Raw genomic sequence first — 25,360 nt, forward strand, 5'->3', positions numbered from 1 at the left:
GCCGGGAGCCGCGAACGAGCCGGCCCCCCATCTTGCCGCCGCCAACCTGGCTGCCGCCACGCTGGCCGCACCCGCCACAGCGGTCTCGCGCGCTTTCACCGAGGCGGCCCAGCTGGTGACCCCGTTTCTGCACGACATCGGTGTCGAACTGCTGGGCGTGCCGGCGCTACGCAGCGCGATCGCCGAAAGATACTGTGCGCGAGGCCTTCCCACCGAACCCGATGAGATCATGGTGACCAGCGGCGCACTGCAGGCCATCGGGTTGGTCCTGGCGACCTACACCCAGCCCGACGACCGGGTGCTCGTGGAACAGCCCACCTACCACGGCGCCCTGTCCCCCATGGCCACCCGGGGACTGCGCCCCGTACCGGTGGCGATGACCGCCGAAGGCTGGGAGATCGACACGCTGGAGGCTGCTGCCCGCCAACTGGCCCCCGGCCTGGCCTATCTGATCCCCGACAATCACAACCCGACCGGCCTGACGATGCCCGAGAGCGACCGCAGGCGCCTGGCGCGCGTCATCACCGAGACCCGCACCCGCACGATCGTCGACGAGACGATCACCGACATGTGGCTCGACGAACCGGTGCCGGCACCCTTCGCCACCGCGATGACCCGCCGCCATGACCTGGTACTCACCGTGGGCTCGATGTCGAAATCGTTCTGGGGCGGCCTGCGGATCGGCTGGATCCGGGCCGAGCGCAGCACCCTGGCCACCATGGCGGCCATGCGCCCGGCGATCGACATGGGCACCGCCATCCTCGAACAGGTGGCCGCGGCAAGGCTGCTCGCAGCCGAGTCAGAGCTCCTGCCGGAGCGTCGGGAGATCCTGCGGGCCCGGCGGGCACTGCTGCTCGAGCTGCTCGCCGAACAACTGCCGGACTGGCAACCCAGCCCCGGAAAGGGCGGCCTGTCGCTGTGGGTGCGGCTCCCGGCGCCGATGAGCTCCGCACTGTCAGCGGCCGCATCCCGGATCGGTCTGGAGATCCCGCCCGGGCCACGCTTCGGAGTCGACGGCACTCTGGAGCGGTTCATCCGGGTGCCGTTCACGCTGCCGGAACCACAGCTCGTCGAAGCGGTCGCACTGCTGACGCGCGCCTGGCGCAGCGTCACCGGACTGGCTGGACCGGAGCCCACGACCGTCGTCGTGTGACGGCTACTCGGGGATCTCCACCCGGCGCACCACCCCGTCGAGGGCGTCGGCGGCCTCGATCTCACCGCGGGTCACCCCCAGCACGAACAGCACGGTGTCCAGGTAGGGATGGCTCAGCGACGCGTCGGCCACCTCACGCAGCGCGGGCTTGGCGTTGAACGCCACCCCCAGGCCCGCGGCCGCAAGCATGTCGATGTCGTTGGCGCCGTCTCCGACGGCCACGGTCTGCTCCATCGGCACACCGGCCTGCTGGGCGAAGTCGCGCAACGCCTTGGCCTTGCCCGGCCGGTCCACGACGGCCCCGATCACCCGGCCGGTGAGCTTGCCGTCGACGATCTCCAGTTCGTTGGCCGCGACGAAGTCCATCATCAACTCATGCGCGAGCGGCTCGATGACCTGGCGGAACCCGCCCGAGACGATGCCGCAGTGGTAGCCCAGTCGCCGCAGGGTGCGCAGCGTGGTCCGCGCTCCGGGGGTGAGCTCGATCTGGTCGGCCACCTCGTCGAGCACCTCGGCCGGCAGACCGGCGAGCGTTTCCACCCGCCGGTGCAGGGACTCGGCGAAGTCGATCTCGCCCCGCATCGCGGCCTCGGTCACCTGTGCCACCGCCGCCTCCGCGCCGGCGTGCGCGGCGAGCATCTCGATGACCTCACCCTGGATCAACGTGGAGTCCACGTCGAAGACGATGAGCCGCTTGGCGCGTCGGGACAGGCTGTAGTCCTCGACCGCGATGTCGACGCTTTCGTCGACCGCGACCCGGGCCAGCACCGCCTGCAACCGGTCGTAGACGCCGGGCGGCACCGACACCCGCAGCTCGAGCCCGGTCACCGGATAGTCCGACACCCCCCGGATGAAGTCGATGTTCACCCCGAGAGCGGCCGCTTCGCGGGCGACCACGCCGAACGACTCCGCGGTGATCGGCCGTCCCAGGACCACGATGGTGTGGGTGGAGGGCTCCTGCATCACCGGCAGGCCGTCGCTGCGCTCGATGCTGACGTCGAGCCCCACCCCGTGGATCGCCGCCTCGACCTCGGCGGGGAATTCGGCGCCGGACGCGACCTCGTCGGCCGCGGCCACCAGGACACCGAGAGTCAGCCGCCCCCGGATGACGACCTGCTCGACGTTCAGCAGCTCGACCCGGTGCCGGGACAGCACCCCGAACAGTGCCGAGGTGACGCCCGGTTGATCATGGCCGGTGACCGTGATCAGTAGCGACGAGCGCTGGCGCGAGGAGCCGAACAGATCGGCTGAGTGCTCGCGCGCGGAGTCACCATTCCACTCTTGCGATGTGCTCACCTCTCCGGTGCCGCCGCGACGTCTACGCTGCGGCGGCTGCGTCGGGTGCGGACTAGGTACGGACGTTCTCTTCGTCGAGCCGGGTCACGTCGCCGTCATCGGGTCCGTGCGAACGCCCGACGTGGGCCTCGCGGCGCATCCGCTCGACCATGTGCGGGTAGTGCAGCTCGAAGGCCGGACGCTCGGAACGGATCCGCGGCAGCTCGGTGAAGTTGTGCCGCGGCGGCGGGCAGCTGGTGGCCCACTCCAGCGAGTTGCCGTAACCCCACGGGTCATCGACGGTCACCGGCTCGCCGTAACGCCAGCTCTTGAAGATGTTCCACAGGAACGGCAACGTCGAGGCGCCCAGGATGAACGCGCCGATCGTCGACACGATGTTCAGCGTCGTGAAGCCGTCGGTGGGCAGGTAGTCGGCGTAGCGGCGCGGCATGCCCTCGTTGCCCAGCCAGTGCTGCACCAGGAACGTGGTGTGGAACCCGATGAACGTCAGCCAGAAGTGCAGCTTGCCCAGGCGCTCGTCGAGCAACCGGCCGGTCATCTTCGGGAACCAGAAGTAGATCCCGGCATAGGTCGCGAACACGATAGTGCCGAACAGCACGTAATGGAAGTGCGCGATGACGAAGTAGCTGTCGGTGACGTGGAAGTCCAGCGGCGGGCTGGCCAGCAGCACGCCCGAGAGGCCGCCGAGCAGGAACGTCACGATGAAGCCCACGCTGAACAGCATCGGTGTCTCGAAGGTCAACTGCCCCTTCCACATGGTGCCTATCCAGTTGAAGAACTTGATCCCGGTCGGTACCGCGATCAGGAACGTCATGAACGAGAAGAACGGCAGCAGCACCGCACCGGTGGCGTACATGTGGTGGGCCCACACCGCCACCGACAGCGCGGCGATGCCCAGCGTCGCGTAGATCAGCGTGGTGTAGCCGAAGATCGGTTTGCGGCTGAACACCGGGAAGATCTCGCTGACGATGCCGAAGAACGGCAACGCGATGATGTACACCTCGGGGTGGCCGAAGAACCAGAACAGGTGCTGCCACAACAACACTCCGCCGTTGGCCGGGTCGTAGACGTGGGCGCCGAGGTGACGGTCGGCGGCCAGGCCGAACAGGGCGGCGGTCAGCAGCGGGAAGGCCAGCAGCACCAGGATCGAGGTCACCAGGATGTTCCAGGTGAAGATCGGCATCCGGAACATCGTCATGCCCGGCGCGCGCATGCAGACCACCGTGGTGATCATGTTGACGCCGCCCAGGATGGTGCCCAGACCGCCGACCGCCAGACCCATGATCCACAGGTCACCGCCGGCGCCCGGAGAATGGATGGCATCGGTCAGCGGCGAGTAGGCCGTCCAGCCGAAGTCGGCAGCACCGCCGGGGGTGATGAAGCCGGCGGTGGCGATCAGCGCGCCGAACAGGAACAGCCAGAACGAGAAGGCGTTGAGCCGGGGGAAGGCCACGTCCGGGGCGCCGATCTGCAGCGGCAGCACCAGGTTGGCGAACCCGAACACGATCGGAGTGGCGTAGAACAGCAGCATCACCGTGCCGTGCATGGTGAACAGCTGGTTGTACTGCTCGTTGGACAGGAACTGCAGGCCGGGCACCGCCAGCTCGGTGCGGATGAACAGCGCCATCAGCCCGCCGATGAGGAAGAAGGCGAAGCACGCGACGCAGTACATGATGCCGATCAGCTTGTGATCGGTGGTGGTGACCAGCTTGTAGATCAGGTTGCCCTTGGGACCCAGCCGCGCCGGGAACGGACGCCGCGACTCAAGTTCTCCGATTGGGGGCGCTTCGGCTACCAACAGATCCTCCAACCTTGCCGTGTAGTCCCGGGGCGGCATGACGGGCCAGCCGCCGGATCCCGGTGTTCGGTATGAATCCTAGCTCCCGAACCCCGGCGGGGTCGGGGTGGTCCTACAAACTGTCGTATTCGCCTCCCGTCCACTGCCGCGTCGCCCCGGCCGACAGCTCCGCACAGCGCCTGAGCTGTGTCGAATCCGCAGGGTGTTACCGTCGGCGACGTGCTGTTCAACCGAGCGCGGGCGGGCAGGCGGGTGGCGCTGTTCACGCTCGGGGCCCTCGCCGGTGTGTCGGTGCTGTCCGGTTGTGGTAGCGACGGGCCGCCGCCGGACGATTCCATCATCACCAGCACCACCAGGATCGCCGGCGCGGGTGTCCTGGGCAACGATCGCAGGCCCGACGAGTCGTGTGCCCCCGATCCGGCGCCACTCGACGAAGGCCCACCGGAACGCGAGGTCCGCAATGCGACCGCCCACGCCGTGGAGCCGCCGGTGCCGGAGACCACCCTGGTGCCGGCCGATCCGCAACGCATCGTGGTGCTCTCCGGGCCCGAACTCGACGGGCTGTGCGCCCTCGGGCTGCAGTCGCGGATCGTGGCCGCGGCGCTTCCGGACGGCTCGGCGGCGCAGCCGTCCTATCTGGGCACCGTCATCCACGAGCTGCCCGGGGCCGGCAGCCGCACCGACCCCGACTTCACGGCGATCCGGGACGCCGATCCCGACATGATCCTCGGTTCGTCGGCGCTGACCCCCTCCGACCATCCCGAATTGGCCGAGATCGCGCCGACGGTGTTCACCGGACCCGCCGGGGCGGCCTGGCAGGACACCCTGCGCACGGCGGGCGCCGCGACCGGGCGGCCCGGCGCAGCCGACGCGCTGATCGAGGACTTCGCCCGGGCGGCCGAGACCACCGGAGCCGAAAGCGACGCCCAGCACTTCCAGGCGTCGATCGTGCAGTTCACCGACTCCACGCTGCGGGTGTTCGGGGTGGACAACTTCGCCGGCAGCGTGCTCGCCCAGGTCGGTGTGGACCGGCCCGCGAGCCAGCGTTTCACCGACAAGCCCTACGAGGAGATCGGGATCTCCGAGGCCGACATGGCCGACGGTGCGGACCTGTCCAGCGTCGACGGTGACCTGGTGTACGTGTCGTTCGCCTCCGAGGAGGCCAAACAGCGCGGCGCCAAGGTCATGCGCAGCGACGCCTGGAAGCGGTTGTCGGCCGCCCAGGACGACCGGGTGTTCGCGGTGAACAACGCGGTGTGGCAGTCGGGCCAGGGCATCGTGGCGGCCCGCGGGATCCTCGCCGACCTGAAGTTGGTCAACGCACCGATCAACTGACGCGTCGAGCGTCACACCGCACTTCGGGACTAACCCCGCCCTCTCCTTCGTTGGCTCTGCATTGGGCCGCACCGTCGCGGCATCTTCCGTGCAACCGTGAGACGACAAGAGGACTTGATGAGCACCGTTTCCGCCTACGCCGCGACCTCTGCCACCGAACCGCTGACCAAGACGACCATCACCCGCCGCGCGGTGGGGCCGCACGACGTGGCCTTCGACATCCACTTCGCCGGGATCTGCCACTCCGACATCCACACCGTGCGCGGCGAGTGGGGCAAGGTGAGCTATCCCATGGTGCCGGGGCACGAGATCGCCGGTGTCGTGACCGAGGTCGGCTCCGAGGTGACGAAGTTCAGCGTCGGTGACCGTGTCGGGGTCGGCTGCTTCGTCGACTCGTGCCGCGAGTGTGAGTTCTGCCTGGCCGGCGAGGAGCAGTACTGCAACAACCCGGGCATGGTCGGCACCTACAACGGCGTCGGCGCCGACGGACAGCCCACCCAGGGCGGCTACAGCGGCGCCATCGTCGTCGACGAGAACTATGTGCTGCGCGTCCCCGACGCCATCGGCCTCGATGCGGCCGCTCCCCTGCTGTGCGCGGGCATCACCACCTACTCGCCGCTGCGGCACTGGAACGCCGGGCCGGGCACCCGCGTCGCCGTCATCGGTCTGGGCGGCCTGGGCCATCTCGCGGTCAAACTGGCCGTCGCGATGGGCGCCGAGGTCACCGTGCTCAGCCAATCGCTCAAGAAAATGGAGGACGGCCTGCGCCTCGGCGCCTCCGCGTACTACGCCACCAGCGACCGGAGCACCTTCAAGAAGCTCAGGGGCTCGTTCGATCTGATCGTCAACACCGTGTCGGCCAACCTCGACATGGGCGACTACCTCGGTCTGCTGACACTCGACGGCACGCTCGTCGAGCTCGGCATGCCCGAACGGCCGATGGAGGTGCCGCCGGGCGCGCTGATCTTCGGGCGGCGCCGGCTGGCCGGATCGTTGATCGGCGGTATCGCCGAAACCCAGGAGATGCTGGACTTCTGCGCCGAGCACGACGTCGCCCCCGAGATCGAGGTGATCGAGCCGGACTACGTCAACGAGGCCTACGAGCGGGTGATCGCCAGCGACGTGCGCTACCGGTTCGTCATCGACACGGCTTCGCTGCGGTAGCCGAACCTCGGGCCGGCGAGCCGACCCAGCGAGACATTTTGATCATGAAGAATGACGGTCTCAGTGTGCTCAGGGCCTGGGGTTGAGTAGGCCGGGGATGACGAACTCCCCAAGGACTGTCCTCCGATCGGCGGCCGTATCGTTCGCGCCTGTCATGTTTTCCATCAGCAGCATCTGCGCGATGCGCACCAACCAGTCAGCGGCGGCGTCGGGGTCGAGTTCTTCGCGTAGTTCGCCATTTTTCTTGGCGGTAATGGCATGTGGTCGCAACACGTCGCGGATTTGGTCTCGGAAGACACTCGATGCTGCTGCAGAGAACGTCATCTGCAGGCTTTCCGTAGAGAACAACACGCTCAGCCAACGAGACTGCTCGACCGTGTCCAGTGTGTCATCGAGAGCGTTGAGGAGTCGTTCACCGAATGGGCCGCTTTGAGCCAGTGCGGTTTCGGCGATGTCGATCACTGCGGTCGTTTCCCGCAGCATCACGAAGGCCAAGACGTCGTCGCGTGTTCCGAAGTAGCGGTACACCGTTGTTCGATGCACCATGGCTTCTTTGGCGATGTCGTCGACGGTGGTGCCCGCGACGCCGCGGCGCTCGTAGCACCTTTCAGCAGCATCGAGTAGACGTGTTCTCGCTTCATCGTCGTCGCGGGGCGGACGCTCACCCCACGGGGTTGGTCGCGATGGATTGTCGGTGAGCCGCGCCTTGCGTTGCGTCATTGCCACTGGCCCGGGGTGAATGTCACGTGGAGGGCAGTGGGTCCACGCAGGGTGGTACCGACTTGGCTGGTAATCATCGACAGATCAACGTGTTCGGGGTCCAAGGCGAGGTCGGGCAGCCGCGTGATCAGCGAATCGAGCGCAACAAGGAGTTCGGTATTGGCCAGCCAGTTGCCGATGCAGCTGTGAGGCCCCTGTCCGAACGAGAGCGGTGGCATCAGGTTTCGGGTGATGTCGAATTCGTCGGGCCTCGGGTATATCGCCGGGTCGCGGTGAGCGGCGTTGATGGCGAATATCATTGGTGTGAGAGCTGGGATGTGGATGCCGTGCCACGTGGTTTCGGTGGGGCACGCGCGTGGCAACAGTCCCACAGCTGGTTCCCAGCGGGCGCCCTCCCAGATGGCGGCCTGCAGGTATCGCTGTGGATCTGATTGCAGCAGCCTGAGTTGACCGGGATGGTTCAGCAGTGCCGACAGTACGTTGCCCAGAGCGTAGGTCGTCGTGTCCGCCCCGAGCGGGAAGAGCATGCGCAAGAACGTGAGAATCTCTTCGTCGTTGAGGAATTCACCGTCGTCGCCCAACTCGGTGACGAGCATCGAGATCATGTCACCACCTGGTTCGCGTCGCCGCTCGGCCAGCAGCGGCCTGACATACTCAGTGAACTCTTGTGCGCTGTCGATCGCCGCCGCCGGATTGAAGGCGTACTCGATCATTGCCTTGGCCCAGTGTTGGATTCGCGTTTCGTCGTCGACCGGAATGCCCAGCAGGCGGCTGATGATCAACAGTGAAAACCGTTGGGTGAATTCGACTACCAGATCAGCCGACCCTCGAGAGACAAACGCATCGATGAGCTCAGTGACCACCGGCTCGATCACCGGTTCCACACAAGCCTGCACCCGCCCACGGCGCAAAGGGGCCGATACCAACGCGCGGCTGGCCCGGTGCCGACTACCCGACATGTTCAGCACCGTCGTACCGAACACCGGCTCCGTCGTCATCGCGTAAACAGGCGCAGCGGGAAACGTCGTTTCGTCGCGGAATGCTGCACGAACCAGTTCATCGGTCAAGAGCAGGACGGCGCGAGTGCCGGCGAACGGCACTATCGCATACGGCTTACGTTCGCGAAGCCGGGCCAGCACAGCATGCAGATCCGGCAGATCGTCGAACGCGAAGTCGATTCCCTCGATATCCAACGAGCCCAGGGTCGTCATGCAGCCCGACGCTACGCCGCGGCACAACAAACTTCCAATATTGTCCTATGTTGCATCTGCTGCCATGTCAGCGCCCCGGCAGTCGATGTGGGCAGAAGTCTCAGTGAGCCTGCGACGGTCCCGACGGGATCGCTCGCGGTATCTGAGTCGTGGTTGTGCACACGGGTGCGGTCACTAGCGTAAAAAGGTGCGTGGGCTGGAATTTTTCAAAGCTGTTGATGCCCCTGGTGACTCCAAATACTCAGTACATTGTCGGCAAGAATGTGGGCACGATCGAGCCAGCCCCCTACGCGAGTGCCGCCGGCAGTTTCAGAAGTCCCAGTCCTCGTCTTCGGTGTTGACGGCCTTGCCGATGACGTAGCTCGACCCCGAGCCGGAGAAGAAGTCGTGGTTCTCGTCGGCGTTGGGGCTCAACGCCGACAGGATCGCCGGGTTGACGTCGGTCTCGTCGCGCGGGAACAGCGCCTCGTAGCCGAGGTTCATCAACGCCTTGTTGGCGTTGTAGCGCAGGAACTTCTTGACGTCCTCGGTCAGGCCGACCCCGTCGTAGAGGTCCTGGGTGTACTCGACCTCGTTGTCGTAGAGCTCGAAGAGCAGCTCGTAGGTGTAGTCCTTGAGTTCCTGGCGGGTCGCCTCGTCCGCCATCGCCAATCCGCGCTGATACTTGTAGCCGATGTAGTAGCCGTGCACCGCCTCGTCACGGATGATCAGCCGGATCACGTCGGCGGTGTTGGTCAGCTTGGCCCGGCTGCTCCAGTACATCGGCAGGTAGAACCCCGAGTAGAACAGGAAACTCTCCAGCAGCGTGGAGGCCACCTTGCGCTTGAGCGGTTCGTCGCCCTTGTAGTAGCGCATCACGATCTCGGCCTTGCGCTGCAGGTTCGGATTCTCCTCCGACCAGCGGAACGCCTCGTCGATCTCGACGGTGGAACACAGCGTCGAGAAGATCGAGCTGTAGCTCTTGGCGTGCACGGACTCCATGAACGCGATGTTGGTGTACACCGCCTCCTCGTGCGGGGTCAGCGCATCGGGAATCAGGCTGACCGCACCGACCGTGCCCTGGATGGTGTCCAACAGTGTGAGCCCGGTGAACACCCGCATCGTGAGTTCCTTCTCATGCGGAGTCAGCGTGTTCCAGGACGGGATGTCGTTGGACACCGGCACCTTCTCGGGCAGCCAGAAGTTACCGGTGAGGCGATCCCAGACCTCGCCGTCCTTGTCGTCCTGGAGGCGGTTCCAGTTGATCGCAGAGACGCGGTCGATCAGCTTAATTCCCTCGGACACCAGGACCTCATTTCGCCGGATTTTCGCCTGCTCTAGCTGTTGTACAGGCCGCCACCGACACTACAACTTGTGGTGGCTCACTAGGCATCACCACGCAACATCTTGTGTTGGCGTGTCGCGCGAGTTTTTCAGTCGAAGGCGTACTCGGAAGCCTTGAACCGCCGGGTCGCCAACCAGTACTGCCACGTCATCCCGCTCCACAGGGTCCGGTTGACACCGTGCTCGTCGAGATACCAGCTACGGCAGCCGCCGGTGCTCCACACTGTGCCACGCAGGTCGTGCTGAAGTTCGTCGTTGTAGCGGTCCTGAGCCTGGCGCGTCGGGGCCAGCGCCTGAGCACCGGCCCGGTCCACCGCCGCGATCGCCGCGGCGGCGTAGCGGATCTGCGATTCGATCATGAACACCACCGAGTTGTGCCCCAGCGCCGTGTTGGGACCGAGCAGGAAGAACAGGTTGGGCATGCCCGCCACGGTGATGCCCCGCAGCGCCTCGATCCCCTCGGAGTTCCAGCGGTCGACCAGGTCTTCACCGCCGGGACCCTTGATGTCGACGTAGGTGTAGGAGTCGGTGACGTGGAAGCCGGTCGCGAACACCACCACGTCGACGGGTCGCTCGCGGCCGTCGGCGGTGACGATGCCGGTCGGGGTGAACCGGGCGATGCCCTCGGTGATGACCTCGGTCCTCGGGTCGGCGATTCCGCGGTAGTAGGTGTCGGAGTTGAGGATTCGCTTGCAGCCGGCCCGGTAGTCCGGGGTGAGCTTGCGGCGCAGTTCGCGGTCCTTGATCGAGTGCCGGATGTTCCACCTTCCGAGCAGTTCGCCGATCTTGAGCAGCCGCGGCTGTTTGGTCATCGCGAACCCGACCACCTCGTGCACCCAGTAGATTCCGGCGCGCATCGCCGCGCGGGTGCCGGGCACGTTGCTGAACACCCGGCGCAGACCCTCGGGGATGGGATTGTTGGGCCGCGGCATCACCCACGCCGGGGTGCGCTGGTAGAGCTGCAGCGCGGCCACGTCGCCGACGATCTCGGGGACGATCTGGATGGCGCTGGCACCGGTGCCGATGACCGCGACCCGTTTCCCGGCGATGTCGACGCCGTGATCCCAACGCGCGGAGTGGAACGCCGCACCGTCGCCGGCGAGGTAGTCGTCGAGACCGTCGAACTCCGGGATCAGCGGGATATGCAGGCCACCGGCCCCTGAGATGAGGAACTGCGCGACGTACTCGCCGCCGTCGGTGGTGTAGACGTGCCAGCGCTGTTCGTCGTCGTCCCACTGGGCGCGTTCGACACAGGCGCCGAAACGGATGTGGTCGCGCAGACCGTACTTGTCGGTGACGCCGAGCAGGTAGTCCTGGATCTCGGGCTGGAAGGACCACATGTGGGTCCAGTCGGGCTTGGGCTCGAAGGAGAATGAGTACATGTGCGACGGGATGTCGCATGCGCATCCGGGATAGGTGTTATCGCGCCACGTGCCGCCGATCTCGTCGGCCTTCTCCAGGATCAGGAACTCCACGCCGCGACGCTGCAGCTCGATGCCCATCCCCAGCCCGGAGAACCCGGACCCGATGATCAGCGCGCGGGTCCGCACCGGGGTGCGGTCCCCGGCGTCGTGGGTCGCCGCAGCGTCGGCGGCCTGGTCAGCGAGGGTCATGCCTCCGACTGTACCTGGGAACGCCGGTACCGTTTAGTCCCGATTCCCGCCGAAACGGCATTCCAGCAGGCCCGCTCTCGCACTCCTGCTGCTGGAATGCGAGTTCGGCGCAAACGGGTCAGGCGACGTGCTCGTGCCGCCGGACGCCCTCGTGCAATGGCAGATCCGGGTCGATCTGGACACCGAGCACCTCACTGGTGCCGTTGATCGAGCCCATCATGATGGTCGTCAGATACTCGACGAACTTCTCCGACGGAAGCCGTCGCGGACTGTCCTGCTCGGAGCCCAGCCACCAGTCGGTCGCCGAGGCCGCCGCGCCGAACGTGGCGAACGCCGCCATCTCGAACGCCGCGCCGTCCAGCTCCATCTCCCGAAGCTCGTTGTTGAACATGTCCGCCATGGCCAGGGTGATGTCACGGCCCTCGTTCAGCGCCCGCATCGTGGACTCGCTCTGCTCGGCGAAGCGGCCCTGCATCAGGAAGCGCACCACGTTGGGGTGCTCGTCGACCAGCCGGACGTACTGCTCGACGGCGCGGTGGATGATCGCGCGGGCGGGGTCGTTGGCAACGTCGATCGCCGGGAAGATGGCGCTCCACAGCATGTCACGCATCCGCTGGCCGATCGCCTGGAACAGGTCCGACTTGTCGGTGAAGTGCCGGTAGATCTTCGGTTTGGCGGTACCCGCCTCCTCGGCGATCTCGCGCAGCGACACCTCGGGCCCCAGCCGGTCGATGGCCCGGAACGCGGCGTCGACGATCTCCGAACGCACCTTCTTGCGATGCTCGCGCCAGCGCTCGCTGCGGGCATCCACCTTGACACCCGATTCCTCCGCAGAGCCTCGACGCACCCGGCCACTGTACCTGTTCGGGCGCCGCTGACCTGGCCAGACCGCACCGGCGGGGCCCAACCCAGGGCCCTGAGCAGGCACGTTCGCCCACCGCGATGCCGTCGTGCACTTTGGGTACTATCTGCAGCGACAACCGCTCAAATGAGACGAGAGTTATGACGCAGCGATACGACCTGGTCATCGCAGGCGGCGGGCCTTCGGGTTCGGCCGCGGCATGGCAGGCCGCCCAGACCGGCGCCAAAGTGGTGGTCCTGGACAAAGCGCAGTTCCCCCGCGCCAAGCCGTGCGGAGACGGCCTGACCGCCCGCGCGGTCAGCTATCTGCAGAAGATGGGCCTGGCCGACGAGGTGGCCACCTTCCACCGGGTCGACCGGGTCACGGTGTTCAGCCCCAGCCGGTGGGAGTTGTCGTTCCCCAAGCGTCCGGGCATGCCCGACCACGGCCACACCGTCAGCCGTGAGCACCTGGACACCCTGCTGCTCAAACACGCCGAGTCCGCGGGCGCGGAAATCCGGCAGGGCGCCGAGGTCGCCGGACCGGAGCTCGACGCTGACGGTCGCGTGATCGGTGTGGTGCTCAAGAGCGGCGAGAAGGTCTACGGCGATGCGGTGATCGCCGCCGACGGCGCCTACTCCCCCATCAAGCGCGCCCTGAAGGTCGACTCGGAGTACAACGGCTACTCCGCGATCGCGATCCGATCGGAGATGCCGGCCAACCGCCCGGACTCCGACAGCCTGGACATCTACCTCAAGCTCGTCTTCGAAGGCGACCAACTGCCCGGATACGGCTGGGTTTTCCCGATGGGCAACGGCATCTTCAACATCGGGCTCGGCTACGTCAACAGCTACAAGAACTGGCAGTCGATCAACGCCACCCAGTTCCTGGGTGACTTCCTGCGCACGCTGCCGCGCGAGTGGGAACTGCCGGCGATCGAGGAACTCAAGAAGAACAAGAGCGTGCGGGCCTGGCGCCTGCCGATGGGTTTCACCGCGTGGCCGCCGTGGCGCCCGGGCGTGCTGTTCACCGGTGACTCGCTGGGCGCCGGAAAGCCCGCTTCCGGGGCCGGCATCTCCAAGGCGCTGGAGTCCGGCCTGGCCGCGGGCGAGTGCGCGATCGCCGCCCTCACCAACGGCGGGCCCGACGACTTCACCAACTACGCCCAGCGCATGGAGGCAGCCTGGGGTCGCGAGTACCAGCGCGGCCGCTACATGCACAAGCTGATCGGCCAGCCGAAGCTGGCCAACGCCGGCGTCAAGCTGATCGACAACGCCGCGTTCCGCGACCGGATGCTCAAGGCGCTGTACAAGAAGGCGCAGGGCCCACAGCACACCTTCTGAGCGCGACCGGCACTCAGGTCAGGGTGCGCCCCTGGTCGGCCCAGCGCCGCCCGGGGGCGGTGCGGCTCCGCCGCCGCTCGTACATCGCCAGGTCGGCGCGTTCGAGGACGGCGTCCACGCTTCGGCCGTCCCCGGGCCGGTGCGCGGCGAAGCCGATCGTCAGCGCGACCGGCACCTCGGCACCGTCGGTCAGCGTGATCGGGGTGCTGTCGAACTGACTGGTGATCCGGTTGGCCAGTTGCGCCAGCCCGTGGTCTTCCACCGATGTGGTGACCACCAGGAATTCGTCGCCGCCCCACCGGGAGACGAGGTCCTCCTTGCCGACGGCGGCCAGCAGACGCTCGGCCACCTCGACCAGAATGTGATCGCCGGCGTGGTGACCACGCCGGTCGTTGACGGATTTGAACCGCTCGATGTCGCAGAACAGGACGCCGTAGCCGTTGCCGTCGGCGTCGAGCTGTTCGAGCCGGCTCCACGCGGTCGACCGGTTGGCGATCGCGGTCAACGGGTCGGTGGCGGCCCGGCGCACCAGGTCGGCCTCACGCATGCGGTCCTCGGTCACATCCATGATCTGCGAGACGAAGCAGTGCGGCCGATCGTAGGGGGCACGCACCAGCACCACGGTGAGGGCGGCCCACACCACGCGGCCGTCGGCGGCGATGTAGCGCTTGTCGATCCGATAGGACCGGCGGCGCCCGTCGAGGCACTCTTGGAGCAACGCCACGTCGGCGTCCAGGTCTTCGGGATGGGTGATCTCCTGGAAGGTGAGCTCGGCCATCTCCAGCCTGCTGTAGCCGAGCATCGCCCGCAGCGCCCGATTGGTGCGCAGGAACCTGCCGTCGAGACCGACGACCGCCATGCCGATCGGCGAATGTGACAGCGCCAGCTCGAACCGGCGCTCCCCCAGTACGTCGAAGGCGCCGGCCAGCGGATCGGTCGGCGCCGCGGTGGCGGCGGCGCCGGCGAAACCGTGTTCGTGCGCCTTGGGGCGGCCGAGATAATAGCCCTGCGCCCAGGCGATCCCGGCAGCACCGACGGCGTCGAGTTCGCCCTGGGTCTCCACCCCCTCGGCGATCGCCGTCGCCCCGATCTGGCCGGCGAACTCCGCGATGGCCTGAGCAAGCCTGCGCCGGGCGTCGTCGCTGTCGATGTGCCGGATGATCGACTGGTCGATCTTGACGAAATCGGGGCCCAGTTCGAGCACGTGGGAGAACGACGAGAAACCCGCGCCGACGTCATCGACGGCCACCCGCATACCGCTGGCCCGGCAGCCCTCCAAGGCCTCCTCCAGCGCCCCGTAGTTCTGCACGGCGTCGTGCTCGGTGATCTCCAGCACGATGCGCGACGGGTCGACGTCGGCGAGCAACTCGGCCCACGGGGCGAGCAGCACCGCCGCCGGGGAGAGGTTGACCGACACGAACACGTCGCCGGGCAACTGCGGCACCAACGACAGCACCCGGGCGAGGATCGCCGTCTCCAGCTCGGTGTCCAGGCCCAGCGCTGCCGCCTGTTGGAAGAACGCGTCCGGCCGGAAGGGTTCGCAGGGGAAGCGCGCGAGCGCCTCGACGCCCATAACCCGTCCGGTTTCCACATCGTGGATCGCCTGGAAGACCACCTCGAAGTCCCGTTCGGCCACCACCCGCCGGATCGCCGAGCGCTGACCGGCCGGGCCGCCATCGCCGTGCTCCGGCGACTCGATGAGCACACCGATCAGGCCGGCGACGCGTTCGACGATGCGCAGGTCGACGTCGACGAGTTCGGGTCTGGCCTGCCTGCTGACCGCGCAGACCATGCCGACCGTGGTCCCGTCCACCCCGAGAACCGGCACGCCGACGTAGGCGCCCAGGCCCAGTTCACCGGTGACGGGCATCGCCGCGGTCGTCTCGTTGGCCGCGGTGTCGGGGATGACGGGAGGCAGGCGCCCATCGATGACCCGCACGCAGTACGAGCCCGGAAGCGATGCGGCGTCTCCGCAGGCCAGGCCCAACGCCTCGGGGTCACCGTCGAACACCTCGAACACCTGCACATCGTCGCCGAACGACGACAGCCATGCCGTGTCGAGTCCGAGCCGGTGCCGAAGTTCACTCAGCAGCGTGCGGACCAGGTCGACGGGCATTCCCGGATCGGTTGGAGCGGGGTCCACCTGGACCTCCTCGACCTGCATGGCAAACATGGTAGACGTGGCGATCGGTGAATGGCCACAAACTCCGATACCAGCCGGGGTACCGGCGATCGGCCCGCGCCGGCGCCCGCCATATGGGGTATCCGCCTGCGACAAGCTTGCGACGGATACTGCGCAGCCCTACCAGAACGCACCAGCCGGTGCCCATCCCCAGCCGACCAGGCGGCAAACATCCACCCGGGTTGTCACCGGTCGCACGTAGCCTCACCGCCATGGAGCAACGGGGATCGCGCTTGCGCTGTTCGGCCGCGACGACCTCGCCGCGGACGCCCGCCACCCGATCGACGGCCGGTTCAGCGGCATCACCGTCGCGATCAATCAACGCACCGAAGCCGACGTCGATGCGGTGCTCGGCCAAGCCGCTGCGGCCGGCGCCACCATCCTCAAGCCGGCCGAAAAGGTCTTCTGGGGCGGCTATTCGGGTTACTTCGCCGACCTCGACGGCCACGTGTGGGAGGTCGCGATGAACCCGTTCTGGACGATCAACGAGGACGGGACGCTGACGATTTGATCAGCTTCGTGCCACCACGGTGAGCAGCACCACCGAATCCGTCAGGGCTTGCAGATTGTGCCGTTCGTCGGGAATCGGCAGGTAATCACCTTCCGCGGCGGTCACCGCGCCAGCGGCACTGCCCAGCTCGACCTTACCGATGAGCACCAATAGCGTTGCTTCACCTGGGCTGTCGTGATCATCGAGCCGGTTGCCGGCGGCCAGCGCCAACACCGTCTGGCGCAGCGTGCGTCCGCGGCCGCCGTACACGGTCTGCGCAGACCGCCCAGCCGCCGCGCTGCGCGCGGCAGCCAACTGATCTTCACCCACGGTTCTCAACGACACCGGGTTCACATCAACCATCCTCTCCGAGGGTCTGAGACCTGCCATTCGGGCGCAGTACCACACCGACTTCGCAGGATCCCGCCACCGGGTCCGGAGTCACCGACACGTGATAGGTCTGGCCGAGCGATTTGGCGTTGCCGTCGATGACCTCCTGGATGAGGCCGCGCTGAATCCCACGGACCACTTCGGGGGCCGTCGCCGCCACTTCGGCGAGTGGACACGTGCACAACTGCACAGTCAGCTCTCCGAAGGACATCAGCACTGTGCGCACCTGAAAGCCCAGCGCGGTCAGCGTTTCCACGACCAGGTCGGCCACCGAGATCTCGGCACGCGGCCCGACGAGCCGCACCCGGTGCGCCAGATCCGCGCCGATGCGCTGGGCGCGTTCTTCGCGCTCCTGCGGTGTGCCACCGAGATGCACCGCGAACAGCGACACGATATCGGCGTAGTCGAGTCTGGGCGCCAGTTCGTAGGTGAGCCTGGGCCGACCCGCTCGCGGCGACCGGATGCTGCCCCGCCGGATGTAGCCCTGCTCCTCCAGTGTGCTCAGGTGGAACCGTGCGGTGGTGACGTGGACTGCAAGCGTGTCGGCCACGGATTGGACGTCGAGCGGCCCGGGGGCTTCCCGCAGGAGATCGAGCACCCTCTGCCGCTGCTGCCCGGCGACCCGTTGCGACCGGGATTGAAGGTCGTGGCGCTGCACAGGCACCTTCTGAGTCTGTCACGGCACGACGCCGACCAAGGCGACGGCGGTGAGCGAATGGCGATATCGGTGGAAAGTGCGGCGCATGCCGAGAACGCGGCGACGTGCCGCTGGACGCCTGATGAGGTTGCCAAGGATGCGCAGCGCACCGACGACGCCTTCATCGGCCAGCACGCGCGCCGGGTTGAGCAGGGCCATCGGCGCATGGTCGACGCCGACCACTTCGAACCCGGCGTCGTCGAGGAGTGCGGTCCACTCGGCGGTCGTCAACGGCCGTGCATTGACCTTGATCGCGCGGGCCATGTCCCGGCGGATCTCATCCTTGGCCTCCTGTGGCATGGTGTCGGGCTCGAGACCCAGTTCGTGGATCGCGTAGCGGCCGCCCGAGCGCAGCATCCGGAAGGCCTCGGCCACGATCGCACGTTTGGCTTTGTCTGACTGCATGGTCAGCATCGCCTCACCGACGACCACATCGGCGCAGCCGCTGGGTAATCCGGTCTGCGCCGCGTCCGCGACGACGACCGCGCCGTCAACCGGGGACACGATCGATCGAACCGCGTCGGTCGCCGCGGCCGTGTCATCGACGCCGACGTAGGAGCGCGGCGCGAGCGCGACGATGTCGCTGGCCGTGCGCCCCAGTCCAGGTCCGAGTTCGACGACATCCGCAGCGGCGATGCGCGCCGAGGACAACAGCCGACTTGTCAGCTCGAGACCGCCGGGCCGCAGCACCCGCTTGCCCAGCCTGGCCAACAACCAATGGCCGGGCAGGTCAGCCTCCGAACGATCCGGCAACGGAAGTGACTCGGCGCCTGTCGGTTTGGCATCAGCCATGTCGGAATGTCCTTTCGATTGTGGCAATCACGAAGATCACGCTGAACAGTGCGCAGACATAGATCAGCGCCGTGTTCTCGTTCCACGGCGGAACCAGGATCGCGTCCTGGCCGGTGGCATACACCGCGTTCATCGTCGGCATGAAGCGCTGCAGCCACGCCCCGCTCGGCAGATATCCGGCCGCGGACTCGAATGCGTACACCCAGAGCAGGATCAGACCGGCCGCGGCCAGTGGAGACTCGACGAGCGCGCCGATACCTGTCCCGGCACCAGCTGCGAAGAACGTCAGCACCGCCAGGCTCCAGACCAGGCGGATAGCCACCGCGTCGGTGGCCGACACCGCGCCGTAAACGTGTGGCGACACAACGGGAAGCGCGGCAAGCACCACCACCAACGTGGCGACGGCGACCGCCGTTCCCACCACCCCGTAGAAGATCCATCGACCGAGCAACACAGGCCAGGTCCGCGGCACCGACAGTCGCACGTGTTCGGCTGCGCAGTAGCGCTTTTCGGATCCCTGACCGTCAGCTGCAGCGACGGCCGTCACGACGACGGCGATGGTGATGACCCAGTAGCCGGCATTCGAGGTCGATACCTGCAGAACCGAGATCTGACCCGGAATGCGGGCGAATGACTCGGCCACCCCGGCAATCCCCAAGGTGATGACCGTCGGCAACACGACCGCGGCAGGCATCATCACGGTCCAGAGTCTGCTGAGCCCTCCGGCGCGGATCCGCTCGGCACGCACACTGCGAACCACGGCCTGCGCACTCACGCGCACTCCAGCAGCATCGATTCCAGCCAGGCGCGGGTGTCGGCGCCGGACGGTACAACGTCGGCGAGCGCACCCGCGGTGTTCAGCCTGCCACCCTGCAACACCATGATGCGATCTGCGCTCAGCGATACCTCGGCGAGCATGTGCGTGGCGACCACGACGGTGTTCCCCTCGGCGGCGAGCTTCCTGAGCAGGCCGCGGAACCAGACGATGCCGGGGACGTCGAGGCCGTTGAGTGGCTCGTCGAACAGCATCGCATGGGGTCGGCACAGAAGTGCTGCGGCGATCGCGACCCGTTGCCGCGCCCCCAGGGACAGTCCACCGATGCGTTCGTGCCGTTGTGGGCGCAACCCGGTTTCATCGAGCGCCGCACCGACCTCGGCGTCGTCGACGCCGGCCAGTGCTGCCAGCCAGCGCAGTTGGCGCCACACCGTGTGGCCGGGGTCCAGCGCCGACGGGCCCAGGTGGGCGCCGAGCAGCCGCGGGTCACCCGACGGGCGGCGGCCGAAGACGAGGACCTCGCCACGATCTGCGGAGTCGAGTCCGGCGATCATCCTCAGCAGCGTGGTCTTACCTGCCCCGTTGAGACCCAGCAGTGCCGTCACCGAGCCGGCGGGGAACGTCGTCGTCACGTCGTCGATCGCGGGGCTGGCGCCGAAGGTCTTCGTCAGACCATTGATCTCGATCATTCGAAATTGCACGGGATCGGCAGGCCAAGGGTCTTGATCCCGTTGCACAGCGACTTGCTGGCCAGCTTCCACTGCCCGTCGATGCGGCGCCATTCGGCGACGATCTGGACGGTCGGTGCGCCCTGGCGGCTGGCGTTGATCACTGCGGTGTGACGATCACCGTCGTGCGTCTCGGGGCCCGTGACCAGACTGGAGCCGCGCGGCGGCCGGAAGAAACCGATGCGGTAGACCATCTTCGGCACGACGACCGCCCGGTCGCCGCCCTCGAGTTGGGCCGCCTTGACCTCGTCCGGCGCCGGGGTTCCGACGAGGAGCCTGATCTGCGCGTCGAGTTCGGGCAGCGTGGGCACCTCGGAGGTGATCGCGAAGTTCTGCAGCTCGGCATGGGTTTCGGGATCGGCGTGGGCTGCCGGCGCTACCCCGCTGAGCATCGCGGCGACGAGTGCCATCACCGTTGCGGCCACAATTCGCGTCATCGACTTCCACCCTAAATAAACAGGAGAACTTTCCGGTTAATGTAGGAGTCGTTGGTCGATCAGGCAAGGCTTACCTCAATACAGCCGCGATGGCTGATAAGTCTCCTAGCTTGCTGACATGGGAGCCCGTCGGTGTCGGGTAGCGTCAAGGAGACGGGGTTTTGTCTGCTGGGGGGCGTGATGGCCAAGAATCTGGATGTCGACACCGGCGGTCTGAAGATTGCTGCGGCGAGTAGTGCTCAGTGCGCTGCTGAGGTGCTCGCCGGCGGTTCGGTCGGGCGCGTTGTGGGTGGGCGGCCCAGCGAGGCCGGTGTCGCAGCGCTCGACGCAGCAGCTGCGGCGCTGCGGGTCCGCCAGGCCGACCGCATCGCCGGTCAGGCCGGTGACATGTCGGCGGCCAGCGTCGGCTATGACGACACCGACGGGAGCAGCGCCGACGACATCTCGGTGACCATGTGAGCCCAGCCGCCGCAGCATCGGCGGTGCCGACCCGCTCGCAGGTGCAGAGCTGGGACACCACCGCCCTCGACGACGCCGCGCCGCGGTGGCGCGGGGCGGCCACTGCGGCGGAGACGGCTTTCGAGCAGCATCGGCAGAACATCGCCGCGCCCGGCGGCACCGAGTGGGAGGGCGACGCCAAAGACGCCGCACTGGACCGGGTGGCCGTCGACCTGGGTGTGGCGCGCCGCCAAGGCGATGTGCAGCGGGCCGCCGCCGATGTCGCCGCGCGGGGAAGCGCGGACATTCGTCTGCTCGGCGTGCCGTACTCGACGCCATCGCCGAGGCCGAGGCCGACGACTTCGCAGTCGGTGAGGACCTCTCGGTGACCGACACCCGCGACTACGACCCGGCCACGGCCGCCGCGCGGGCGACCGCGGCAGTCGAGCACGCCGAGTACATTCGTTGGCGCGCTGAACAACTCGTCGCCACCGATTCCCTGATCGGCCAACAACTGCAGGCCAAGGCGCTCGAATTGCAGGGGATCCAGTTCGAGGGCGAGGGCCGCGACGAGTCGATCCGGCTGGTGGACCACACGACCGACAGCGAGGGCGACAAATCCTGGCAGGACATGCTGCGCCCGCCGGGAACCTCGACCGACCAGGCTGGTGGCGCCGACACCGGCGAGACCGCCGAGGGTGTCGGTGGGGCACCGTCTTCTGCGTTGGACGACATGCTGGTCCCGGGGAAGGCGACCGACCCGGAACAACCTGCGAACCTCGACGACGCGCTGGACGAGGTCGCCGGAGAGCCGGTTCCCGCCGCCGCAGCGGCGCCGCGCCTGGATCCCGCCAAGGTCGACAAGTTCAAGGACCTGGCACGCAAGCTCATGCAGCAGGACGGCGTTCCGGCCGACCAGATCGAGCAGCGCCTCGACGACATCATCGCTGCGGCCCAGCAGCCGCTGGGCCCCTACACCCCGCCACAGGACCCGCCGCTGCCCCAACCCGGGTTCGGTGAAGGGTTCGGTGACGCGTGGCGCAGCATGGAAGACACCGTTCACCGGCTGACCGGACAAGACGGGCTGGAGAGCTTCAAAGACGCCTGGAGAGACCTCGGCGCCGGAGTCGTCGAGACGGTCAAGGATCCCTACACCGCCGCGGTCGGCGGTATCGGAGACGAGATCCAAGGCGCTGCCGACAACCCGGCCTACTGGGCCGGGCAGAGAGCATTCGACGCCACCGCCGGGGCCGCGACCCTCCCGTGGGGAGCAGAAGGAGCCTTCGCGCGCGGCGCACTCGACGACGTTGCCCGGCCGGGTGTCCCGCAGGAAGTTATCGACACCGCAGGCGCAGGACATACCCCCGCCCCTGTCGTCGATCAGCCCCTAGGCCTCCCTGACATGCCCGGCGAAAGCCTCACACCAGACCTGGTCGCCGCCCAGATCGGTGACGAAGTCGCGGCGATCCCACCCGGTGGCCCCTCCCAAACCCAAACATTGGCCGATCGGATCACGGCGCTGAACCTGAGCCAGCCCGAAGCTGCACAGGCAACCGACGTAGCATCCAAAACAGCCTTTGGCGCGACAGCCGGGATCATCGAGTTGCCCGACGGCTCCAAAATGGTCATGCCGGCCGACTACACAATGAGGATCGCGATGCAGGTCTCGGTGGACGGCTCGGTGTCCGTCTATCGAGGTGACCTAAGCCAGTTCTGGAAGTACCTACATCGATGAAGGAGCCGAGATGAACCCCGCCCCGAGCGCCTCCGTACTGGAATTCGAGGTCTACCTCCTGGCGACCATGAAATACGGAATGCTAGCTCGCGAAGCCGAACGCGAGGCCAAGCTTGCCGACTACGGGCTTTCGTTCGGCGACTCGGAGCGGATCCACCACCGGGTAGCCGAGTTGTTGGCGGACCGCTGCACCCAGTTCGATAACCTGCGAAGGCTAGTCGGAGCAGGATCACCCGGGAGTGATTCGATCGTGTTCAGCGGAATCCTCTGGCCGGAGTTCGATTTCACCGCATTCTCCGACTCCAGCGGGGCAATCAGCTCTGCACGCTACCGGCGCGCCAGGGGCCATGTATCGGGTGCGGTCTCTCCGCCCCAGCAGCCGCCCTGGAGCATGGATGTCCACGACTTCACCCGCCACTTTGGTCCGACCACGATTGGGTACCGCTCCGATTTGTTCGACGAAGTGCTCCCAGCCCACGAGGGACACGATTTCGACTGGGACGGAAGACCCTACCGTGCCGGGTTCAGCTGGGGACTATTCCTGTTCGCTTCACTGATGTGGACATGAAAACTGTGCCCGGCCAGCCCAAGCGCGACGCTCGAACCACATCCATTCCTACCTTTGCAGGCAGACTGCTACATTTGCCCGATCGTCGAAGCGGCCGCCAAAGCGATGGAGGCGCCGGGTGTTAATTGTGCTGCAAGGATTTCCGAGGCCATGAACGACAGTTCAATCTCTAGGGACTTGCACCGATTTTTCGTTGCATACTTTCACCAGGATTGGGATCTAGAAGCCGATGACTGGCGCGGCATTGTCGATGGCTATGCCGCCGACCACCCTTCGGTAGAACTTCTGCGTCGGCTAGCCCAGGAGATTGACAACCTGCGGCAGGCTCGACCCGAAGATGATCTAGAACAGTTCCTGGTATACACCGTCGGCGCCTACTACGAACCCAGCCCACTGACCTACAAGCAGTGGTTGAGACAGATCGCGGATCGGTTGCGTCAGGAAGCTAATTCAATCGATAGCAGCGGGGCGTCGTCATCGTGACACAGTCGACGCAGCGGAGGCGATCGACATGAGCGGTCGAGTCTCGTACGCAATGGAGCAGTTCTTCGGCGGAAACTTTCACCCGGATTGGGATCTCGAAGCATCGGACTGGCGTCAAATCGTGGATGGTTTCGCCGTCGGTGAGCAACCCGATCAATTGGAGGCTCTGGCCCGGGACATCGACGAGTTTCGTGAGAGCCGGTCAGACACCGACCTTCACGTTTCGGTGGTGAAGATGGGCGGTTCTTATGACCCGTGGCCGGAAAACACCTATTGCGACTGGCTGGGGCTGATCACCGACCGACTCCGTATGCACGCTGGTGCGAAGAACGACAGCTCTATCTCCTGGGATCTGGACCAATTCTTCGGCTCATACTTCCACCAAGACTGGGATCTCGAAGCCGATGACTGGGAAGGCGTCGTCGATGGCTATGCGGCCCGCCATCCCGTTGCCGACTTTCTGCGGACTCTCGCCGATGAGATCGACCGGCTGAGCGCGTCTCGCCAGGAACAGGTGCTCAAACACTTCCTCGAGCACACCGTGGGGGTCGACTACCTCCCTAACCCGCTGACCTACAAGCAGTGGTTGGGCCAGATCGCGGATCGGTTGCGCCAGCGAGCCAATGCGATCGACACCGGCTCGTCTTCGTTGTGAGCCCGCACGACCCGGCCCTTTTCTCCGACGCCTCATCGTCGCCATCCCGAGCGGTATCGACTCAGCGCCGTCCACGCCCCGGCCGGCGGGCGACCTTGCCCGCCGCGGCGCGGGCCGCCTGCTTGGCAAGCGTCTTCTCGCGCGCGGTGCGTTTCGGTGCAGGCTCGGCCTGACCCCGCGACGAGCTGGCTTTGCGGCCGCGCACGATCCCGACGAACTCCTCGACCAACTCGGCCTGCTCCCCCTGCGGGAATGCCAGCGCCACGGGGCAGGTGGGCGCATCGGTGATCGGGCGATAGGTGAGATCCTTGCGGTGGTGGAGCCGCGCCAGGGACTGCGGAACGATCAGCACACCGACGCCGGCGGCGACGAGTTCGATTGCATCCTGGGTAGTTTCGGGTCGGTGACCGACCAGGGCACCAGGCGCGTCCGCCCAGCCGACGACGTCGTCGAACGGGAGCAGTGTCGGTTCGTCGTCGAGGTCGGCAGCGGTGATCTCGTCGGCGGCGCTGAGGATGTGATCGGTCGGCACCACGGCCACCGTGGTCTCTTCGTAGAGCGGGATGACCGCCAGCCCGGAAGTGTCGGCGGGCGGTCGCAGGATCGCGATGTCGACGGCGCGGGCCCGCACGTCGGCGGCCGCGTCCGCCGCGGTGACGGCCCGCAACTCCAGCGGCACCTCCGGGTGACGCTGCGCCCAGGTCCGGGCCCACTTCGCCGGCGTCGCTCCCGGGACGTATCCCAGGGTGAGCGAGGTCCGGGTCACCACGCCAGGCTACCGATAGGCTCACACCATGAGCAGGCCCAACGCGCAGTCCATGAAGCCCGCGACAGCGGCCAAGAAGCTGGACGTGTACTTGCCCGCCACACCGCCGGAGTTTCAGCAGAACCCGATCACCCGCGACGAACTCGCCGCCCTGCAGGCGGATCCGCCGCAGTGGCTGAAGGACCTCCGCAAGAACGGCCCGCACCCGAAGAACCTGGTCGCGGCCAAGCTGGGCGTCTCGATCGCCGGCCTCGGGCGAGGCGGTGTCACCGAGGCGCTGACCACTGAGCAGATCGACGCGCTGCTGGCAGACAAACCCGACTGGCTGATCGCCGAGCGGGACAGCTACCAGAACGTGCTGGCCGAGGAGCGACGGCTGAAGGCTCAGCGCGCAAACCACCCGCGTGAGACCTGACGGACTGCCCGC

General features: G+C 66.8%; 27 protein-coding genes. 12 read left to right on the top strand and 15 right to left on the bottom strand.

Annotated features, from left to right (window positions below):
• A partial coding sequence (locus ACXAID_RS08595; RefSeq protein ID WP_475021780.1) for an aminotransferase-like domain-containing protein occupies positions 1–1,153 on the top strand: 1,153 nt, incomplete at its 5' end.
• A gap of 3 nt (positions 1,154–1,156) precedes the next feature.
• Here the strand turns inward: ACXAID_RS08595 and serB are convergent.
• On the bottom strand, positions 1,157–2,395 hold the full coding sequence (gene serB / locus ACXAID_RS08600; RefSeq protein WP_475021820.1) for a phosphoserine phosphatase SerB: 1,239 nt from the start codon (positions 2,393–2,395) through the stop codon (positions 1,157–1,159).
• A 106-nt stretch (positions 2,396–2,501) separates the two neighbouring features.
• Positions 2,502–4,247: an aa3-type cytochrome oxidase subunit I gene (gene ctaD, locus ACXAID_RS08605; RefSeq protein ID WP_475021821.1), complete on the bottom strand. Its 1,746-nt coding sequence runs from the start codon at positions 4,245–4,247 to the stop codon at positions 2,502–2,504.
• Positions 4,248–4,466: 219 nt separating this feature from the next.
• Here ctaD and ACXAID_RS08610 point away from each other — a divergent pair, with 219 nt between their 5' ends.
• Together ACXAID_RS08610 and ACXAID_RS08615 are read left to right on the top strand one after the other, a co-directional pair.
• Positions 4,467–5,582 (top strand): iron-siderophore ABC transporter substrate-binding protein, encoded by a 1,116-nt coding sequence (locus ACXAID_RS08610; protein ID WP_475021781.1) that lies wholly within the window; start codon positions 4,467–4,469, stop codon positions 5,580–5,582.
• A 117-nt stretch (positions 5,583–5,699) separates the two neighbouring features.
• Positions 5,700–6,746, top strand: coding sequence for an NAD(P)-dependent alcohol dehydrogenase (locus ACXAID_RS08615; protein ID WP_475021782.1), 1,047 nt, complete (start codon positions 5,700–5,702; stop codon positions 6,744–6,746).
• A 69-nt stretch (positions 6,747–6,815) separates the two neighbouring features.
• Here ACXAID_RS08615 and ACXAID_RS08620 read toward each other — a convergent pair whose 3' ends face one another.
• From ACXAID_RS08620 to ACXAID_RS08640, 5 genes are all read right to left on the bottom strand, one after another.
• Entirely contained in the window at positions 6,816–7,466 is a 651-nt protein-coding gene (locus ACXAID_RS08620) for a TetR/AcrR family transcriptional regulator (RefSeq protein WP_475021783.1), read from the bottom strand.
• The gene (locus tag ACXAID_RS08625; RefSeq protein ID WP_475021784.1) at positions 7,463–8,677 is read right to left on the bottom strand and encodes a cytochrome P450; all 1,215 of its coding nucleotides are present in this window, start codon (positions 8,675–8,677) and stop codon (positions 7,463–7,465) included. The genes ACXAID_RS08620 and ACXAID_RS08625 overlap by 4 nt, the downstream gene beginning before the upstream one ends.
• Positions 8,678–8,986: 309 nt before the next feature.
• The gene (nrdF, locus tag ACXAID_RS08630; RefSeq protein ID WP_475021785.1) at positions 8,987–9,961 is read right to left on the bottom strand and encodes a class 1b ribonucleoside-diphosphate reductase subunit beta; all 975 of its coding nucleotides are present in this window, start codon (positions 9,959–9,961) and stop codon (positions 8,987–8,989) included.
• Positions 9,962–10,089: 128 nt separating this feature from the next.
• Positions 10,090–11,613 carry a flavin-containing monooxygenase gene (locus ACXAID_RS08635; protein WP_475021786.1) on the bottom strand — a complete coding sequence of 508 codons (1,524 nt, stop codon included), beginning with the start codon at positions 11,611–11,613 and terminating at the stop codon, positions 10,090–10,092.
• Positions 11,614–11,731: 118 nt separating this feature from the next.
• Entirely contained in the window at positions 11,732–12,460 is a 729-nt protein-coding gene (locus ACXAID_RS08640) for a TetR/AcrR family transcriptional regulator (RefSeq protein WP_475021787.1), read from the bottom strand.
• Positions 12,461–12,615: 155 nt separating this feature from the next.
• Between ACXAID_RS08640 and ACXAID_RS08645 the strand changes: the two genes are divergently transcribed.
• Positions 12,616–13,797 (top strand): geranylgeranyl reductase family protein, encoded by a 1,182-nt coding sequence (locus tag ACXAID_RS08645; protein ID WP_475021788.1) that lies wholly within the window; start codon positions 12,616–12,618, stop codon positions 13,795–13,797.
• 13 nt (positions 13,798–13,810) lie between these two features.
• On the opposite strand, the gene ACXAID_RS08650 is transcribed toward ACXAID_RS08645, so the two are convergent.
• Positions 13,811–15,961: an EAL domain-containing protein gene (locus ACXAID_RS08650; RefSeq protein WP_475021789.1), complete on the bottom strand. Its 2,151-nt coding sequence runs from the start codon at positions 15,959–15,961 to the stop codon at positions 13,811–13,813.
• 298 nt (positions 15,962–16,259) lie between these two features.
• Here ACXAID_RS08650 and ACXAID_RS08655 point away from each other — a divergent pair, with 298 nt between their 5' ends.
• On the top strand, positions 16,260–16,490 hold the full coding sequence (locus tag ACXAID_RS08655) for a VOC family protein (RefSeq protein WP_475021822.1): 231 nt from the start codon (positions 16,260–16,262) through the stop codon (positions 16,488–16,490).
• On the opposite strand, the gene ACXAID_RS08660 is transcribed toward ACXAID_RS08655, so the two are convergent.
• The 6 genes from ACXAID_RS08660 to ACXAID_RS08685 are packed head-to-tail and all read right to left on the bottom strand — an operon-like array spanning position 16,491 to position 20,288.
• Positions 16,491–16,832: a cupin domain-containing protein gene (locus ACXAID_RS08660; RefSeq protein WP_475021790.1), complete on the bottom strand. Its 342-nt coding sequence runs from the start codon at positions 16,830–16,832 to the stop codon at positions 16,491–16,493.
• Complete coding sequence (locus ACXAID_RS08665; protein ID WP_475021823.1) at positions 16,825–17,517, bottom strand: helix-turn-helix transcriptional regulator; 693 nt, start codon at positions 17,515–17,517, stop codon at positions 16,825–16,827. Before ACXAID_RS08665 ends, ACXAID_RS08660 begins: the two co-directional genes overlap by 8 nt.
• Before the next feature lie 18 nt (positions 17,518–17,535).
• Positions 17,536–18,348 carry a methyltransferase domain-containing protein gene (locus ACXAID_RS08670; protein WP_475021791.1) on the bottom strand — a complete coding sequence of 271 codons (813 nt, stop codon included), beginning with the start codon at positions 18,346–18,348 and terminating at the stop codon, positions 17,536–17,538.
• Positions 18,341–19,123, bottom strand: coding sequence for an ABC transporter permease (locus ACXAID_RS08675; protein ID WP_475021792.1), 783 nt, complete (start codon positions 19,121–19,123; stop codon positions 18,341–18,343). Before ACXAID_RS08675 ends, ACXAID_RS08670 begins: the two co-directional genes overlap by 8 nt.
• Positions 19,120–19,812 carry an ABC transporter ATP-binding protein gene (locus ACXAID_RS08680; RefSeq protein ID WP_475021793.1) on the bottom strand — a complete coding sequence of 231 codons (693 nt, stop codon included), beginning with the start codon at positions 19,810–19,812 and terminating at the stop codon, positions 19,120–19,122. Before ACXAID_RS08680 ends, ACXAID_RS08675 begins: the two co-directional genes overlap by 4 nt.
• Complete coding sequence (locus tag ACXAID_RS08685) at positions 19,809–20,288, bottom strand: MTB12 C-terminal domain-containing protein (protein ID WP_475021794.1); 480 nt, start codon at positions 20,286–20,288, stop codon at positions 19,809–19,811. Before ACXAID_RS08685 ends, ACXAID_RS08680 begins: the two co-directional genes overlap by 4 nt.
• A gap of 132 nt (positions 20,289–20,420) precedes the next feature.
• On the opposite strand from ACXAID_RS08685, the gene ACXAID_RS08690 reads away from it, so the two are divergent.
• The 6 genes from ACXAID_RS08690 to ACXAID_RS08715 all read left to right on the top strand — a co-directional run bounded on the left by ACXAID_RS08690 (position 20,421) and on the right by ACXAID_RS08715 (position 24,167).
• Positions 20,421–20,747, top strand: a complete 327-nt coding sequence (locus ACXAID_RS08690) for a hypothetical protein (RefSeq protein WP_475021795.1) — start codon at positions 20,421–20,423, stop codon at positions 20,745–20,747.
• Positions 20,744–21,115 (top strand): hypothetical protein, encoded by a 372-nt coding sequence (locus ACXAID_RS08695; protein ID WP_475021796.1) that lies wholly within the window; start codon positions 20,744–20,746, stop codon positions 21,113–21,115. The genes ACXAID_RS08690 and ACXAID_RS08695 overlap by 4 nt, the downstream gene beginning before the upstream one ends.
• Positions 21,112–22,461 carry a hypothetical protein gene (locus ACXAID_RS08700; RefSeq protein ID WP_475021797.1) on the top strand — a complete coding sequence of 450 codons (1,350 nt, stop codon included), beginning with the start codon at positions 21,112–21,114 and terminating at the stop codon, positions 22,459–22,461. Before ACXAID_RS08695 ends, ACXAID_RS08700 begins: the two co-directional genes overlap by 4 nt.
• Before the next feature lie 10 nt (positions 22,462–22,471).
• Complete coding sequence (locus tag ACXAID_RS08705) at positions 22,472–23,029, top strand: hypothetical protein (RefSeq protein WP_475021798.1); 558 nt, start codon at positions 22,472–22,474, stop codon at positions 23,027–23,029.
• A 150-nt stretch (positions 23,030–23,179) separates the two neighbouring features.
• Entirely contained in the window at positions 23,180–23,512 is a 333-nt protein-coding gene (locus ACXAID_RS08710; RefSeq protein WP_475021799.1) for a contact-dependent growth inhibition system immunity protein, read from the top strand.
• Positions 23,513–23,564: 52 nt separating this feature from the next.
• Positions 23,565–24,167: a contact-dependent growth inhibition system immunity protein gene (locus ACXAID_RS08715; protein ID WP_475021800.1), complete on the top strand. Its 603-nt coding sequence runs from the start codon at positions 23,565–23,567 to the stop codon at positions 24,165–24,167.
• A gap of 61 nt (positions 24,168–24,228) precedes the next feature.
• On the opposite strand, the gene ACXAID_RS08720 is transcribed toward ACXAID_RS08715, so the two are convergent.
• Positions 24,229–24,933 carry a LysR family substrate-binding domain-containing protein gene (locus ACXAID_RS08720; RefSeq protein ID WP_475021801.1) on the bottom strand — a complete coding sequence of 235 codons (705 nt, stop codon included), beginning with the start codon at positions 24,931–24,933 and terminating at the stop codon, positions 24,229–24,231.
• A gap of 28 nt (positions 24,934–24,961) precedes the next feature.
• On the opposite strand from ACXAID_RS08720, the gene ACXAID_RS08725 reads away from it, so the two are divergent.
• Positions 24,962–25,348, top strand: a complete 387-nt coding sequence (locus ACXAID_RS08725; RefSeq protein WP_475021802.1) for a DUF5997 family protein — start codon at positions 24,962–24,964, stop codon at positions 25,346–25,348.
• Positions 25,349–25,360 lie beyond the last annotated feature (12 nt).

The organism is Mycobacterium sp. ABE4_509, from assembly GCF_056160785.1.

Coding starts and splice junctions, on each gene's coding strand:
- ACXAID_RS08660 (WP_475021790.1), bottom strand. CDS start 16,832: ATGGTTGATGTGAACCCGGTGTCGTTGAGAACCGTGGGTGAAGATCAG.
- ACXAID_RS08705 (WP_475021798.1), top strand. CDS start 22,472: ATGAACCCCGCCCCGAGCGCCTCCGTACTGGAATTCGAGGTCTACCTC.
- ACXAID_RS08625 (WP_475021784.1), bottom strand. CDS start 8,677: ATGACGACCCTGGGCTCGTTGGATATCGAGGGAATCGACTTCGCGTTC.
- ACXAID_RS08680 (WP_475021793.1), bottom strand. CDS start 19,812: ATGATCGAGATCAATGGTCTGACGAAGACCTTCGGCGCCAGCCCCGCG.
- ACXAID_RS08650 (WP_475021789.1), bottom strand. CDS start 15,961: ATGCAGGTCGAGGAGGTCCAGGTGGACCCCGCTCCAACCGATCCGGGA.
- ACXAID_RS08615 (WP_475021782.1), top strand. CDS start 5,700: ATGAGCACCGTTTCCGCCTACGCCGCGACCTCTGCCACCGAACCGCTG.
- ACXAID_RS08620 (WP_475021783.1), bottom strand. CDS start 7,466: ATGACGCAACGCAAGGCGCGGCTCACCGACAATCCATCGCGACCAACC.
- ACXAID_RS08715 (WP_475021800.1), top strand. CDS start 23,565: ATGGAGCAGTTCTTCGGCGGAAACTTTCACCCGGATTGGGATCTCGAA.
- ACXAID_RS08685 (WP_475021794.1), bottom strand. CDS start 20,288: ATGACGCGAATTGTGGCCGCAACGGTGATGGCACTCGTCGCCGCGATG.
- ACXAID_RS08645 (WP_475021788.1), top strand. CDS start 12,616: ATGACGCAGCGATACGACCTGGTCATCGCAGGCGGCGGGCCTTCGGGT.
- ACXAID_RS08710 (WP_475021799.1), top strand. CDS start 23,180: ATGAACGACAGTTCAATCTCTAGGGACTTGCACCGATTTTTCGTTGCA.
- ACXAID_RS08635 (WP_475021786.1), bottom strand. CDS start 11,613: ATGACCCTCGCTGACCAGGCCGCCGACGCTGCGGCGACCCACGACGCC.
- ACXAID_RS08670 (WP_475021791.1), bottom strand. CDS start 18,348: ATGGCTGATGCCAAACCGACAGGCGCCGAGTCACTTCCGTTGCCGGAT.
- ACXAID_RS08725 (WP_475021802.1), top strand. CDS start 24,962: ATGAGCAGGCCCAACGCGCAGTCCATGAAGCCCGCGACAGCGGCCAAG.